The organism is Altererythrobacter sp. CAU 1778 (genome assembly GCF_054482795.1).
The window spans coordinates 656,782-669,734 of sequence record NZ_JBTLRP010000002.1 but is presented as its reverse complement, the minus strand read 5'-3'; the positions used below and the strand labels follow the sequence as shown (position 1 = coordinate 669,734).

At 63.5% G+C, this 12,953-nt stretch carries 13 protein-coding genes; 9 read left to right on the top strand and 4 right to left on the bottom strand.

Annotated features, from left to right (window positions below; translation table 11 throughout):
* Positions 1–175: 175 nt before the first annotated feature.
* From rnd to ACXYN8_RS11405, 3 genes are all read left to right on the top strand, one after another.
* Positions 176–1,408: a ribonuclease D gene (gene rnd / locus ACXYN8_RS11415; RefSeq protein WP_458889568.1), complete on the top strand. Its 1,233-nt coding sequence runs from the start codon at positions 176–178 to the stop codon at positions 1,406–1,408.
* A gap of 10 nt (positions 1,409–1,418) precedes the next feature.
* Entirely contained in the window at positions 1,419–2,315 is an 897-nt protein-coding gene (locus ACXYN8_RS11410) for a hydrogen peroxide-inducible genes activator (protein WP_458889567.1), read from the top strand.
* Between the two features lie 76 nt (positions 2,316–2,391).
* Positions 2,392–2,769 (top strand): PilZ domain-containing protein, encoded by a 378-nt coding sequence (locus tag ACXYN8_RS11405; RefSeq protein ID WP_458889566.1) that lies wholly within the window; start codon positions 2,392–2,394, stop codon positions 2,767–2,769.
* 16 nt (positions 2,770–2,785) lie between these two features.
* On the opposite strand, the gene pgsA is transcribed toward ACXYN8_RS11405, so the two are convergent.
* Positions 2,786–3,352, bottom strand: a complete 567-nt coding sequence (gene pgsA / locus ACXYN8_RS11400; protein WP_458889565.1) for a CDP-diacylglycerol--glycerol-3-phosphate 3-phosphatidyltransferase — start codon at positions 3,350–3,352, stop codon at positions 2,786–2,788.
* Positions 3,353–3,480: 128 nt separating this feature from the next.
* Between pgsA and ACXYN8_RS11395 the strand changes: the two genes are divergently transcribed.
* Positions 3,481–4,842: an MFS transporter gene (locus ACXYN8_RS11395; protein WP_458889564.1), complete on the top strand. Its 1,362-nt coding sequence runs from the start codon at positions 3,481–3,483 to the stop codon at positions 4,840–4,842.
* Here the strand turns inward: ACXYN8_RS11395 and ACXYN8_RS11390 are convergent.
* Together ACXYN8_RS11390 and ACXYN8_RS11385 are read right to left on the bottom strand one after the other, a co-directional pair.
* Positions 4,839–5,039: a hypothetical protein gene (locus ACXYN8_RS11390; protein WP_458889563.1), complete on the bottom strand. Its 201-nt coding sequence runs from the start codon at positions 5,037–5,039 to the stop codon at positions 4,839–4,841. The genes ACXYN8_RS11395 and ACXYN8_RS11390 overlap by 4 nt on opposite strands.
* Positions 5,040–5,149: 110 nt before the next feature.
* Positions 5,150–5,563: an EVE domain-containing protein gene (locus tag ACXYN8_RS11385; protein ID WP_458889562.1), complete on the bottom strand. Its 414-nt coding sequence runs from the start codon at positions 5,561–5,563 to the stop codon at positions 5,150–5,152.
* A gap of 136 nt (positions 5,564–5,699) precedes the next feature.
* On the opposite strand from ACXYN8_RS11385, the gene ACXYN8_RS11380 reads away from it, so the two are divergent.
* The 5 genes from ACXYN8_RS11380 to ACXYN8_RS11360 are packed head-to-tail and all read left to right on the top strand — an operon-like array spanning position 5,700 to position 10,925.
* A complete protein-coding gene (locus tag ACXYN8_RS11380) occupies positions 5,700–7,316 on the top strand; it encodes a putative bifunctional diguanylate cyclase/phosphodiesterase (protein WP_458889561.1) in 1,617 nt (538 codons plus the stop codon).
* Positions 7,317–7,373: 57 nt separating this feature from the next.
* Entirely contained in the window at positions 7,374–8,183 is an 810-nt protein-coding gene (gene dapF / locus ACXYN8_RS11375; protein ID WP_458889560.1) for a diaminopimelate epimerase, read from the top strand.
* Complete coding sequence (locus tag ACXYN8_RS11370) at positions 8,183–9,358, top strand: MiaB/RimO family radical SAM methylthiotransferase (RefSeq protein ID WP_458889559.1); 1,176 nt, start codon at positions 8,183–8,185, stop codon at positions 9,356–9,358. Before dapF ends, ACXYN8_RS11370 begins: the two co-directional genes overlap by 1 nt.
* Positions 9,355–10,275 (top strand): signal recognition particle-docking protein FtsY, encoded by a 921-nt coding sequence (ftsY, locus tag ACXYN8_RS11365; protein WP_458889558.1) that lies wholly within the window; start codon positions 9,355–9,357, stop codon positions 10,273–10,275. The genes ACXYN8_RS11370 and ftsY overlap by 4 nt, the downstream gene beginning before the upstream one ends.
* Positions 10,275–10,925 carry an inner membrane-spanning protein YciB gene (locus ACXYN8_RS11360; protein WP_458889557.1) on the top strand — a complete coding sequence of 217 codons (651 nt, stop codon included), beginning with the start codon at positions 10,275–10,277 and terminating at the stop codon, positions 10,923–10,925. The genes ftsY and ACXYN8_RS11360 overlap by 1 nt, the downstream gene beginning before the upstream one ends.
* Positions 10,926–10,932: 7 nt before the next feature.
* On the opposite strand, the gene ACXYN8_RS11355 is transcribed toward ACXYN8_RS11360, so the two are convergent.
* Positions 10,933–12,846: a potassium transporter Kup gene (locus tag ACXYN8_RS11355; protein ID WP_458889556.1), complete on the bottom strand. Its 1,914-nt coding sequence runs from the start codon at positions 12,844–12,846 to the stop codon at positions 10,933–10,935.
* Positions 12,847–12,953 lie beyond the last annotated feature (107 nt).

Here is a 12,953-nt window from a genome sequence, read left to right as displayed (position 1 = left end):
GGCGCTATGCGCGCGCTTGCTGTCGCCCCTGGTCTGCCGAGGGTGTGGTCTGCGGCGAAGGATGGGCGCGCTAACAGGCGAAGGCCACCACTTTGTCAAGCCGTGCGGCGCAAGGCGTATTTACTGGGGCGATGTGCCCCGATGGGCGGCACACCGCCCGAGCAAGAAAAGACCGATGAAAATACACGACCTGATTACCGACACTGCCACGCTCGACGCCTTGTGCGAGCGGCTCGCCAAGTCCGACTTCGTCACCATCGACACGGAATTCATGCGCGAGAATACCTATTGGCCCGAACTCTGCCTGGTCCAGATCGCGAATGAGGAAGAAGCCGCCGCGATCGATCCGCTGGCCGACGGCATCGACCTCTCTTCCCTGATCGCGCTGATGTGCGAGAACGAAGACGTGCTGAAGGTCTTCCACGCGGGCGGGCAGGACGTCGAGATCATCTACAACATTTCCGGCAAGACACCGCAGCCGATCTTCGACACGCAGATCGCGATGATGGCGATCAGCCAGTCAGAGCAGATCGGTTATGCCAACCTCGTCGAAAGCTGGCTTGGCCTGACGATCGACAAGGGCGCGCGTTTCACCGACTGGAGCCGCCGCCCGCTGACGGACCGCCAGATCGAATACGCCATTGGCGACGTGACCCACCTGTCGGAAATCTTTCCGAAGATCCTTGCGAAGCTGGTCAAGACCGGGCGCGGCGCGTGGCTCGACATCGAGATGGAAAAGCTGGCCGATCCGGCTAATTACGCACAGGAACCCGGCGAATCCTGGCGCCGTATCCGAGCCCCCAGCCGGAATGCCCAGGTGCTCGGTCGACTGAAGGCTCTCGCCGCGTGGCGCGAGATCGAAGCGCAGGACAAGAATATTCCGCGCGGCCGCATCGTGCGCGACGAGACATTGGCCGACATCGCCAGCCACCCGCCCAAGAAACAGGCCGACCTCGCCAAGGTCCGCGGCCTGTCGGGTGCCTGGAAGGAGAACGAGATCGGAAAGCGGCTCATGCGCACACTGGCCGCTGCCGAGCCCTTGCCGAAAGACGAGATGCCCGAACGCAAGACAGGCGTACCTCTGGGCAAGGAAGGCGCGCTGGTTGCCGATCTGCTCAAGCTCCTGCTTAAGATCCGCGCGCGCGAAATCGACGTCGCAAGCCGCCTGCTGACCAAGGCGAACGAGCTGGAAGCGCTTGCGTCCGGGGTGCGCGATCTCCCGATCCTCGAAGGCTGGCGCTACGAGGTCTTCGGCCGGGAAGCGCTCGAACTGGTCGAGGGCAAGATGGCGTTCGCAGTGAAGAAGGGCCGCCTCGCGATGACCCATGTCGACGACATGCACGCCGATATGCTGCCTCCTCGCGGGGACGCTCCGACCGAACCCGCCCCCACCGAAACTGCCGAGTGAGCCAGCGGTCGTGAGCACCTATCTGCCCACGATCAAGCAGCTGCAATATCTGGTCGCGCTGCACGAACACACGCATTTCGGCCGCGCGGCTGAAGCGAGTTTCGTTTCACAGTCGACCCTTTCGGCGGGAATCCGCGAGCTCGAATCGCTCCTGGGTGTCACGCTGGTGGAGCGGAGCCGCCGCGTGGTGCGCTTCACGCCGCTGGGCAATCAGGTGGTCGCCAAGGCCCACCGCCTGCTGCGCGAGGCGGAGGAACTGAGCGATCTGGTGCAATCCTCCGGCAAGCCGTTGTCCGGCGAACTCCGGATGAGTGTGATCCCGACGATCGCGCCTTTTCTGCTGCCCAAGATGCTGCCCCGCCTGCGCCGCGAACGTCCGCAGCTGAAGCTCTTCCTGCGCGAGGAGACGAGCCAGGACGCGATCGAATCGCTCCATCACGGGCGCGCGGATTGCGTGCTGCTGGCCCTCCCCTTTCCGACCGGAGAAGTGGAGAAAGAGGTGATCGCCACCGACGATCTGCTCGTGGCTTTCCCCAAGAACGATCCGCGCGATCCCCCGGAAGAGGTGCCGCCCGCGATGATCGACGAAGGGCGATTGCTGCTGCTGGAAGACGGGCATTGCCTGAAGGACCACACCCTCGCCGCCTGCAACCGCCCCGGCATGAATGCCAGCGCCACGATGATCGGCACCAGTCTTCACACCCTGGTGCAGATGGTCGACAATGGTCTCGGCCTGACCATCCTTCCGCGCATGGCGGTGGACGCGGGTATCCTTACCGGCACCGACGTTGTCGCCCGCCCGCTTAAATCCGCCAACGCCCACCGGCAGATTGCCCTCGTCTGGCGGAAGAATTCGCCGCGCGCGGATGATTTCCGCCTCTTGGCAGGCGAGCTTCAGTCGGGGTAGCCTCTGACCGGCGCATTTACCTTTTGTTTGCGAGGTCGGAGTACCCGCTGACGATGGGGAATTCAGGAGAGTTGCTATGCGACTTTACAACCGGATGGAGACAGACCTGCCAATCGTTTGCGCCTTCGATGGGCGCAGCGAGCCGGTCCAGCTGTACAATCTTTCGAGCGGCGGCTGCATGGTCGAAGCCGCGCCCGACGGGCTTGCCGTCGGAATGAACACGAAGGTCGTTCTCGACAACACGGTCGAATTGTCTGGGCGTGTTGCATGGCACATCGGTCGCAACGTCGGCATCCAGTTCGACGTGCCGCTGCACGCCGCTGTCATCAACAAGTTCGGTTACGCCGCGTCGGCCGAAGGTTTCGACGCGACCGAATGCCTGGATCGCTTTGGCCTGCCGCTTGACGCGGCGCGTCACGCATCGGCCGGCCATCGCGAAAACGTGGCCGACTGAACGAACTGCGGCCCCGTCAATCCATGTGGAGCAGTCCGACACGCAGGTAATCCCAGCCGGTAACGAGCGTCAGCACCGCTGCGCCCCACAGGCAGGTCAGGCCGGTCAGATGGATCCATTCGTAATGCGGCAATGCGCCGCCGAGGATCAGCGCCCCCAAAGAGAGCAGCTGGAACGTCGTCTTCCACTTCGCCAGCTTGGTGACCGGCACGGAAATCTGCAATCCGCCGAGGAATTCGCGCAGCCCCGAGACCGCAATCTCGCGGACGAGAATGATGAGGCCCGCAATCACGTGCATGTCGCCCACGTAGGGGCCGCGCAGAATGCCCTGCGCTGTCAGAACGAGAATGACGGCCGCGACCATGATCTTGTCAGCGATCGGATCGAGGAAAATACCCAGTTTCGAGACCGCGCCGCTCGACCGCGCGAGATAGCCGTCGAAATAATCGGTGATGCCCATCAGGCAGTAGAGCGCGAAGGCAACGCCATAGCCCAGCTCCCAGTCCGGCCACCACAGCAGGAAGGCCAGCAGCGGGACCGCGAAGATACGCGACATGGTCAGCAGGTTGGGCAAGCTCAGCATGGGCGGCACCCTTAGACGAGCCGGACCACGGGCAAAAGCGTTTCGCGCGGCCTTGTCCACCTCGCGATAACCGCTAGACAGGCCGCGGTGCGCGAGTGGCGCCGCAAAACGGGTCCGACGACAAGCGCATGACGACTTCCACACATCTCATGCGCTCGCGCCGCTTCGTGCCGCTCTTCGCGACGCAGCTGTTCAACGCCTTCAACGACAATCTCTACAAGACCGCGATGGTCCTGTTCGTCGTCTATTCGATCTACAACGACGAGGCGGCCGAAGGCATCTTCAGCGCGGTTGCCTCCGCGCTCTTCATCCTTCCCTTCTTCCTGCTGTCCGCGCTCGCCGGCCAGCTCGCCGATATGCGCGACAAGGCCGCCATCGTGCGCAAGGTAAAGGCGTGCGAAATCCTGTTGATGCTGATCGGGGCAACCGGCCTGCTGCTGGAATGGAAGGGATACGACCTGCCAGCGTCGATTCCGCTCGGTTTCATGACCATCGAAACCAGCTGGCCCATCGTTCTGATGCTGTTCGCGCTGTTTCTGACCGGCGTGCAGTCGACCTTCCTCGGTCCGATCAAATACGCGATCCTGCCGCAGCACCTCCACAAGGACGAAGTCCTGGCAGGCACCGGCTGGGTGGAGGCAGGCACGTATATCGCCATTCTCGCCGGCACTATTTTGGCAGGCTGGATTCCGGTCGAAGTGGCGGCTGTCGCCATTATAGGCGTATCGATCGCGGGCTACTTCACCAGCCGCTCCATCCCCGACGCGCCGCCGCAGGCCCCCGACGAAAAGCTGGACTGGCACCTGATCCGCGCGTCCTACACGCTGGTGCGCAATACGATGGCCGATGCGCGCGTCTATTACGCGATCCTGGCCATCAGCTTTTTCTGGACCATTGGCGCGGTGCTGTTCATCCAGTTCCCGCCGCTCGCCAAGAACGTGCTCATGGCAAGCAAGGAAGTCGCGAGCCTGTTCCTCGTCATTTTCAGCGTCGGCGTGGCGATCGGTTCGGTCTCGATCAATGCGCTGCTCAAGGGCACGGTTTCCGCGCGCTTCGCCCCGCCAGCCGTCATCGCCATGGGGTTGTTCGTCGCGACGTTCTACCTCGTGTGCCGCGCCTGGGCGGCGGATGTTGACCCGACCCGGTTGATGAACGTCAGCGAATTCATCGCCTACCCCCTTGCCGAGTTGCTGCTGTTCAACCTGCTGCTGATCGCGATTGCCGGCGGCATCTTCGTCGTGCCGCTCTACGCCTTTCTCACCACCAAGGTCGCGGCAGGTCAGGCGGCGCGCACTATCGCCGCGAACAATATCGTCAACAGCTTCGCCATGGTTGTGGGATCTCTGCTGGCGATGGGCCTCAGCGCGGTCGGCGTGCCGATCGTCGAGCAATTGCTGCTGAGCGCTGCGATGTGCCTCGTTTCCGCGTGGCTCGGCTGGCTGCTGTTCCGGGCGGAATGCAACCACCCGGACGCTGCGCTGGTCGACTAGACGATAAAGGTCATCGCGGCGACGAAGCAGGCCGAATAGGCCATCACGAATTCGCGCGCGTCCTTGCTGGTAAAGAGCCAGTCATCCTCCGCCTCTTCCGCGATCGCAAGATCGTCCACGGTGCGGACGTGCGGTGGCAAGCTCGCCAGAAAAGGATGGCGCGCCGATTCGTCTGTGAGGACAAGGTTTCTTCTCATGGCCACCGGGATTAACCCGTTGGTAACCATGCGGCAGGGGCGTTAACCCTGATTTGTGGGGATTGTCGCGCGGCGGGACAAAGCGGAAAGCGACAGCCCGCCAGCGGGAACTATTCGCCCGCCAGTTCCAGCACGATCTCCCATTCGCTCTGCCGTACTTCCGCGACCGACAGGCGGGACAGCTTGACCAGCTCCATCTCCTCCAGCCGAGGATCGGCTTTGATCTGCTTGAGCGTGACCGGGTTCGCGAGCGGTCGAACCGGCTTCACCTTCACTGCGGCCCACTTGCCTTCCGGATCATTGGGATCGGTGATGCCGGCAACGCTGACTTCCATGATCCCGACGATCTCCAGGCCCTTCACCGAGTGGTAGAAGAACGCCTGATCGCCGACCTGCATCGCGGCAAGGTTGTTCTTCGCGCGATGGTTGCGCACGCCGTCCCAGGTGGTCTCGCCATCACGAACCAGATCGTCCCAGCTGAAAGCGGCGGGTTCCGATTTCATCAGCCAGAGATTGTCGGACATGGTGTTCCTCGTTGCGGTTTCTAGGAATGCGGGAGAGACGGGGCTTCACCAGATCGCGCGCGATTGCACAAGGGGCCGCGTTAAGACGAATTTAGCCAAGTTCGGTTAGCCAAGCGCAAGTTGAAGGGGACAGCGCTTGCGTCAGGACGCGGGAAACACAGGCCAGCTACAGGGGACAGACGCCGGATCGCGGCCGACGGGCGAGCGTGCGCGGCACGATTTCGTTGCCTTCGGCATCGCGCTGGCGGCGCTGATCCTGTTCGTCGGCACGGCTGCGCGCGTCCTTCCCGAAGCTATCTCCGCCATCCTTGGTTTCGGCGGACGAGCCGACCCGACGATGACCAGCATCCTGCTGCTGAACATTGCCGTTCTGCTGTTCGGTTGGCGACGCTATTCCGACCTGCGTCGTGAAGTTGACCAGCGCCGCCAGGCCGAGGCGGAGGCCAACCACCTCGCGGATACCGACGCGTTGACCGGCTGCCTCAACCGTCGCAGCCTGCTTACGCGTGGCGCGGCGATCGCAAAGGCCCATTCGGGGCGCGTGGCCCTGCTGCTGCTCGATCTCGACAATTTCAAGCATATCAACGATGTCCACGGCCACCGCTGCGGCGACGAGGCCTTGCGCGAAACCGCCAGCCGCATCCGGGCATACCTCCGCCACGACCAGCTGCTGGCGCGTCTCGGCGGCGACGAATTTGCGTGTGTCGTCCCGTTCGGACCAGACGGCGCGGACGAACTGATCCGCCTGGCCGGAAGGCTGGTCGATACCGTCAGGCAACCCTGCGAAATTGACGGCGTGACGATCTCCCTCAGCGTCTCCATGGGGATCGCCTCAACGCCGATGCAAGGCGAAGCGGCGGACGATCTGATCGAAGTGCTGCTGAACAACGCCGATGTTGCGATGTATCAGGCCAAGAAGCAGGGCAAAGACCGCTTCGCCTGTTTCGAAGCCTCCATGCAGGACGAAAAGGAATTCCGCGAACGGATCGAACGCGGCATCCGCCACGGCCTGCGCAACCGCGAGTTCGTGCCGTTCTATCAGCAGCAGATCGAGCTGGAGAGCGGCGCCATCACCGGCTTCGAAATGCTCGCCCGCTGGAATTCGGAAGACCTCGGCAGCATCTCGCCTGAAATCTTCATACCGATCGCCGAGGAAATGGGCGTCATCGGCGAACTGTCCGAGCAATTGCTGGAACAGGCGTTCGAGGATGCGACCGCGTGGGACGCTGGACTCTCTCTTTCCGTCAATATCTCGCCGGTGCAGCTGCGCGATCCGTGGTTCGCTCAGAAGATACTGAAGCTGCTCCACCACAAGGGGCTCCAGCCCTCGCGTCTCGACATCGAGATCAGTGAGCGGTGCCTGCACGAGAACCTCGTTGCAGTGCAGACCATGGTCGCCAGCCTGCGCAATCAGGGTGTGAAGATCAGTCTCGACGATTTCGGCATGAGCTACGCGAACCTCGCACGGATGCACGACCTGCCTTTCGACCGTATCAAGATAGACCACACCTTCGTCGCCGGTCGCGGTGATGCGGCAGAGGACGAGAAGCTGATGAAAGCCATCATCGCGCTGGGCCAGAGCCTCGGCCTGCCGATCACGGCGGAAGGGATCGAGAGCGAAGGCGTGCTTTCGATCTTGCAGAAACTGGGTGAGATCAAGGGCCAGGGCTTCCTCTACGGGCAACCTGCCGACGCGCGCGAAACGCTGCGACTGCTCAGCGAAATTCGGCCCCGGCAATCCGCCCACGGCTGACGCCTTCGGGGAAAGACTGGACGAAGGTGGGTCCGCGGCATAGACGCCCGCAGCAGTATGGATGTCGCTTTCGTCAAGATGCACGGCCTCGGCAATGACTTCGTCGTGCTCGACGCGCGCGATGCGCCCCTGCCCGCCCAGATGACGCCCCCGAAGGCAAAGGCGCTGGCGGATCGGCGCACCGGCATCGGCTGCGACCAGCTGATCGTGCTGGAGCCGGACGCAGATGCCGATTTTCGGATGCGGATCTTCAATCACGATGGCAGCGAAGTGGAAAGCTGCGGCAATGCCTCGCGCGCAGTGGCCCTGCTGCATGGCCGGCCAGCAATCGTCGCAACCGGCGGCGGGCCCATCGCGCTCGAACCGCACGAAGGCGGGGCGAGCGTGGACATGGGCAAGCCGCGTTTCGATTGGGAAGCAATCCCCCTCGCCTACGCGATGGATGCTTCCGCCATGCCTTTGGGTTGGGAAGAACTGGAAAACCCCTTCGCGATCAATGTCGGCAACCCGCACGCGGTATTCTTTGTCGACGATTGCGACGCGATCGATTTGCTACGCCTGGGACCCCTGATTGAAAATGACCCGGTCTTCCCGCGGAAAGTGAACGTCAACGTCGCCAGTCCTCGCGCGGATGGGGGCATTCGCCTGCGCGTTTGGGAACGCGGTGCCGGCCTGACCCGGGCGTGCGGAACCGGAGCGTGTGCGACGGCCGTGGCAGCTATCCGCCGCGGCCTTGCCGCGTCCCCCGTCACGGTCGAACTGCCCGGCGGCGAACTGACCATCGCGTGGGAGCACGGCGGCGCGATCCGCATGACCGGCCCTGCGACGGAGAGCTTTCGCGGCACGTTCGACTGGGATGCGTTCTGATGGGTGTCGACGTGGTTACGCTGGGCTGCCGCCTCAACCTCTCGGAGAGCGAAAGCATCCGTGCGATGCTGGACGGTGACGGCGGGGACATCGTCGTCGTCAACTCCTGTGCCGTTACCAGCGAAGCGGTGCGCCAGACGCGGCAGGCCATACGCCGCGCCCGCCGCGCAAATCCGGACGCGAGACTGCTCGTCACCGGATGCGCTGCCGAGGTCGAGCGCGAGGCCTTGGGCGCCATGCCCGAAGTCGATGGGCTGGTCGCCAACGCAGCCAAGCTGGACCCACGCAGCTGGAACGCGCCGGTTGCGCGGGGGCCTTTGCCGCCGGTCCACACCCGCGCCTTCATCGCCATTCAGAACGGATGCGATCACGCCTGCACCTTCTGCGTAATCCCGCAAGGGCGCGGTACCAGCCGTTCGCTCGCCGTGGCTGAAGTCCTTCGTGTCGTGGGGCGTGAGTTTGAACGCGGGGCAAGGGAAATCGTGCTGACCGGCGTCGACGTGACAAGCTGGGGGCAGGACCTTCCCGGCAGACCAGCGCTGGGGCAACTGCTCGAAGCCATCCTTGTGGCCTTCCCCACGCTGGAGCGGCTGCGGATGTCCTCGGTCGACGGCGTGGAAATCGACGAACATATGTTCGAACTGCTCACCTCCGAACCCCGGGTGATGCCGCATCTGCACCTTTCGTTGCAGCATGGTCACGACCTGATCCTCAAGCGCATGAAGCGACGCCATTCCGCATCGCAGGCGGCCGATCTGGTCGCCCGCCTGCTGGATCGTCGCCCCGGCATCGCCATCGGCGCGGATATCATCGCTGGCTTTCCCACCGAAACTGAAGAGCACCACCGCGCCAATCTCCACCAACTGCGCGCCCTGCCCGTGGTCCATGCGCATATCTTCCCTTACAGCCCGCGACCCGGCACGCCCGCCGCACGAATGCCGCAGGTGGATCGCGTCACGGTCAAGCATCGCGCCGCGGAATTGCGGGCTGCGGCGGCCGAAATCCGGGAAACCTGGTTGCAATCGCAGCTTGGCAGGCCACATCGCGTACTGGCCGAAGCCGATGGAACCGGCCACGCCGAAAACTTCGCGACCGTGGCCCTCCCTGCCGGAACGCGGCGCGGAGAGGTCGTTACGGTGACGCCTACCACTCTGGAAAACGGATTGCTGACATGAGCGGCGAAAGCTGGACCGACCGCCTGTTCGGGGGCTTTCGAAAGACCTCCGATCGGCTGGGGCAGAACCTCACCGGCCTCGCCACCGCGCGGCTCGACGAGAGCACGCTCGACGATCTCGAGGATGCGCTGATCGTCTCCGATCTCGGGCCGAGCGCCGCGCGCCGCATACGCGACAAGCTGGCCGAAAAGAGCTTTGGCCGCGACATCGACGAACGCGGCCTGAAGGAAGCCGTGGCGGAAGAAATCGCCGCCATTTTGCGCCCGGTTGCAAAGCCGCTCGAAATCACGGCCTTTCCGCGCCCGCAGGTCATCCTCGTCATCGGCGTGAACGGCAGCGGCAAGACGACCACCATAGCAAAGCTTGCCCACCTGTTTCAGGAAGACGACTACGGCGTCATGCTGGCGGCGGGCGATACTTTCCGCGCGGCGGCAATCGGTCAGCTTGCGGTCTGGGCCGATCGCATAGGTGTACCGATCATCAAGGGGCCGGAAGGCGGCGACCCGGCCAGCATCGTGTTCGATGCGGTCAAGCAGGCGACGGCGACCGGGATCGATGCGCTGGTGGTAGACACCGCCGGCCGCCTCCAGAACAAGCGTGAACTGATGGACGAGCTGGAGAAAATCCGCCGCGTGCTGGGCAAGCTCAATCCCGAAGCACCTCACGATGTGGTGCTGGTGCTCGACGCCACCAACGGTCAGAACGCGCTCAGCCAGATCGAGACGTTCCGCGATGTCGCGGGCGTCACCGGTCTCATCATGACGAAGCTCGACGGCACCGCACGCGGCGGCGTGCTGGTCGCGGCGGCGGAGCAGTACGGCCTGCCGATCCACGCGATCGGCGTGGGCGAGACTATCGACGACCTGCGCCCCTTCGATCCGGACCTCGTCGCGCGCGTTATTGCAGGAGTTGCCTGATGAGCGATACGGCGGAAAAGAAGAAAGGTTCGGGCTGGCTCAACGTCGCGGTCGATTACGGGCCGCTGCTCGTCTTCTTCGTGACCTATCGCTATTTTTCGCCCGATGGCGAAGACCCGGTGGGCGAAGTCTTTGCGATGGTCCGCGGCGTGGGCGCCTTCATCGTTGCGGCGATCATCGCGCTGCTGGTGTCAAAATTCCGCCTCGGCAAAGTGTCGCCGATGCTCTGGATATCCACGGCGCTGATCGTGGGTTTCGGCGCATTGACGATGTTCTTCCAGGACCCGTTCTGGGTGCAGATCAAGCCCACGGCGGTCTACGTGCTGTTCGGGGTGGCCCTGCTGATTGCGTGGATGCGCGGGACCGCCCTGCTGAAGCTGCTGCTCGACGCGGCGTTCGAGGGTGTCGACGAAGCCGGCTGGTTGAAGCTGTCGCGCAACTGGGGCGTGTTTTTCCTGTTCCTCGCCGCGCTTAACGAGGTGCTGCGGCTCAGCCTGCCCTTCGGTGACTGGCTCGCTGCGAAGCTGTGGGTGTTCCTGCCGCTGACGTTCCTGTTCACCTTCACCCAGATCCCCATGCTGCTGAAGCATGGCCTCGCAGTAGAGGACGAGGACGAAGTGATCGAGAACGAGCCGCCGACCGGAAGCTGACTGCGCGTCAGATTTCCATCTGGCTGCCGAGTTCGACAACGCGATTTGTCGGCAGGCGGAAGAATTCCATCGGCGTTGCCGCGTTGCGGACCATCCAGGAAAACAGCCTCTCGCGCCAGATGGCCATGCCCGGCTTCTCCGCGCTCAGCAGCGTCTGGCGGCTGAGGAAGAAGCTGGTCTTCATCATGTCGAACTCTCCACCGCAGATCTCCCGCCGCTTGAGCTCCGCCGGAACGTCGGTTTCCTCCATGAAGCCGTAGTGCAGCACGATGCGATAGAAACCGTCGCCCAATTCCTCGATCTGGCACCGCTGAGCGGCATCCACATAGGGCGAATCGTCGATCTCCACGGTCAGCACGACGACCCGCTCGTGCAGGACCTTGTTGTGCTTGATGTTGTGGAGCAGCGCGGATGGGACGCCGCTGCCCGACGATGCCATGAAGATCGCCGTTCCGGGCACGCGCTGGGCGCTGTTGCGGGCGGACTTGGCGAAGACGTTGAGCGGCAGGCCCACCTCGCCCATGCGCTCGCGCATAAGCTTGCGACCCTTGGCCCAGGTCGTCAGCAGGGTGAAGGCGATGCCGCCCACCACCAGCGGGAACCAGCCGCCGTCCGGCACCTTCGTCAGGTTCGCTGCGAAATAGGCACCATCGACCACCAGGAACAGGATCACGACCGGGACCCCGTACCACCACTTCCATTTCCAGACCGCGAGCAACAGGACTGCCATCAGCAGCGTGTCGATCGTCACCGCGCCGGTGACCGCGATGCCGTATGCCGAAGCGAGGTTGGAGGAGTTCTGGAAGACGAACACCAGCATGATCACGGCCACCATCAGCGCCCAGTTGACGACCGGAATGTAGATCTGGCCCTGATGTTCGTCGCTGGTGTGCAATGTCGACAGGCGCGGAATGAAGCCGAGCTGGATGGCCTGATGCGTGATGGAGAACGCGCCGGAAATGACCGCCTGGCTCGCGATGAAGGTCGCTGCGGTGGCAAGCAGGACCAGCGGCAGGCGCAGGCTTTCGGGCGCGAGGTAATAGAACGGGCTCTGGATCGCCTCGGCAGCGGCCGCAGGTTCGAGGTTCATCACCATCGCCCCCTGCCCGAAATAGTTGAGCAGCAGGCAGGGCATGACGAAGCCAAACCAGCTCAGCTTCATCGGTCCGCGGCCAAAGTGCCCCATGTCGGCGTAAAGCGCCTCCGACCCGGTGACGGCCAGCACGACCGAACCAAGCGCGAGGAATGCCAGCGTTCCGTCGATGACGAAGAAATTGATCGCGTAATAGGGATTGAGGGCGTGCAGGACTTCGGGCGCGGATACGATCTGGATCGTGCCCAGCACCGCAATCACGGAGAAGTAGAAAATCATCACGGGCGCGAAGAGCGCACCGACCTTTGCCGTGCCGCGCTTTTGCAGCAGGAACAGGAACACCAGCAGGCCGACCGCGATCGGGATCACGAGCTTGTCGAGGCGATGGTCGACCACCGTCAGACCCTCGACCGCCGAAAGCACGGAAATCGCGGGAGTGATCATGCTGTCGCCGTAGAACAGCGATGTCGCGAAAACTCCGAGCAGTACCGTTACCCAGGCGTATCGCGAGTTGGTGAGGTGGCGCGAAAGCAGCGCGACCAGCGCGAGGCTACCGCCCTGCCCCTTGTTGTCGGCGCGCATCAGGATGCTGACATACTGGATCGCAACGACCAGCAGCATGGACCAGAAGATCAGGCTGACGACGCCCAGCACGTGCAGCCGGTCGAGCGCGAGCGGATGCGGCCCCGCGAAGGTCTCGCGAAAGGCGTAAAGCGGGCTCGTACCGATATCGCCGAACACGATGCCGATCGCGCCCACGGCCAATGCGACCTTGGCGTCGGAGCGCTTGGCACCTGTCAGGGGATGGGAAGCGTCGGATTGCGACATCGGGATTGCGGCCCCTCGTTTGCCCTTGTTCACGCGCATCTAACGGCGCGCCGGGCGGGAAAGCGCGGGCGATTAGCACCGCCATTGTGCGGGTGCAACATGGATAA

What these genes read in the sequence shown, in the direction of transcription:
- rnd (WP_458889568.1), top strand. Translation starts at nt 176, where the DNA reads ATGAAAATACACGACCTGATTACCGACACTGCCACGCTCGACGCCTTG.
- ACXYN8_RS11405 (WP_458889566.1), top strand. Translation starts at nt 2,392, where the DNA reads ATGCGACTTTACAACCGGATGGAGACAGACCTGCCAATCGTTTGCGCC.
- pgsA (WP_458889565.1), bottom strand. Translation starts at nt 3,352, where the DNA reads ATGCTGAGCTTGCCCAACCTGCTGACCATGTCGCGTATCTTCGCGGTC.
- ACXYN8_RS11395 (WP_458889564.1), top strand. Translation starts at nt 3,481, where the DNA reads ATGACGACTTCCACACATCTCATGCGCTCGCGCCGCTTCGTGCCGCTC.
- ACXYN8_RS11390 (WP_458889563.1), bottom strand. Translation starts at nt 5,039, where the DNA reads ATGAGAAGAAACCTTGTCCTCACAGACGAATCGGCGCGCCATCCTTTT.
- ACXYN8_RS11385 (WP_458889562.1), bottom strand. Translation starts at nt 5,563, where the DNA reads ATGTCCGACAATCTCTGGCTGATGAAATCGGAACCCGCCGCTTTCAGC.
- dapF (WP_458889560.1), top strand. Translation starts at nt 7,374, where the DNA reads ATGGATGTCGCTTTCGTCAAGATGCACGGCCTCGGCAATGACTTCGTC.
- ACXYN8_RS11370 (WP_458889559.1), top strand. Translation starts at nt 8,183, where the DNA reads ATGGGTGTCGACGTGGTTACGCTGGGCTGCCGCCTCAACCTCTCGGAG.
- ftsY (WP_458889558.1), top strand. Translation starts at nt 9,355, where the DNA reads ATGAGCGGCGAAAGCTGGACCGACCGCCTGTTCGGGGGCTTTCGAAAG.
- ACXYN8_RS11360 (WP_458889557.1), top strand. Translation starts at nt 10,275, where the DNA reads ATGAGCGATACGGCGGAAAAGAAGAAAGGTTCGGGCTGGCTCAACGTC.
- ACXYN8_RS11355 (WP_458889556.1), bottom strand. Translation starts at nt 12,846, where the DNA reads ATGTCGCAATCCGACGCTTCCCATCCCCTGACAGGTGCCAAGCGCTCC.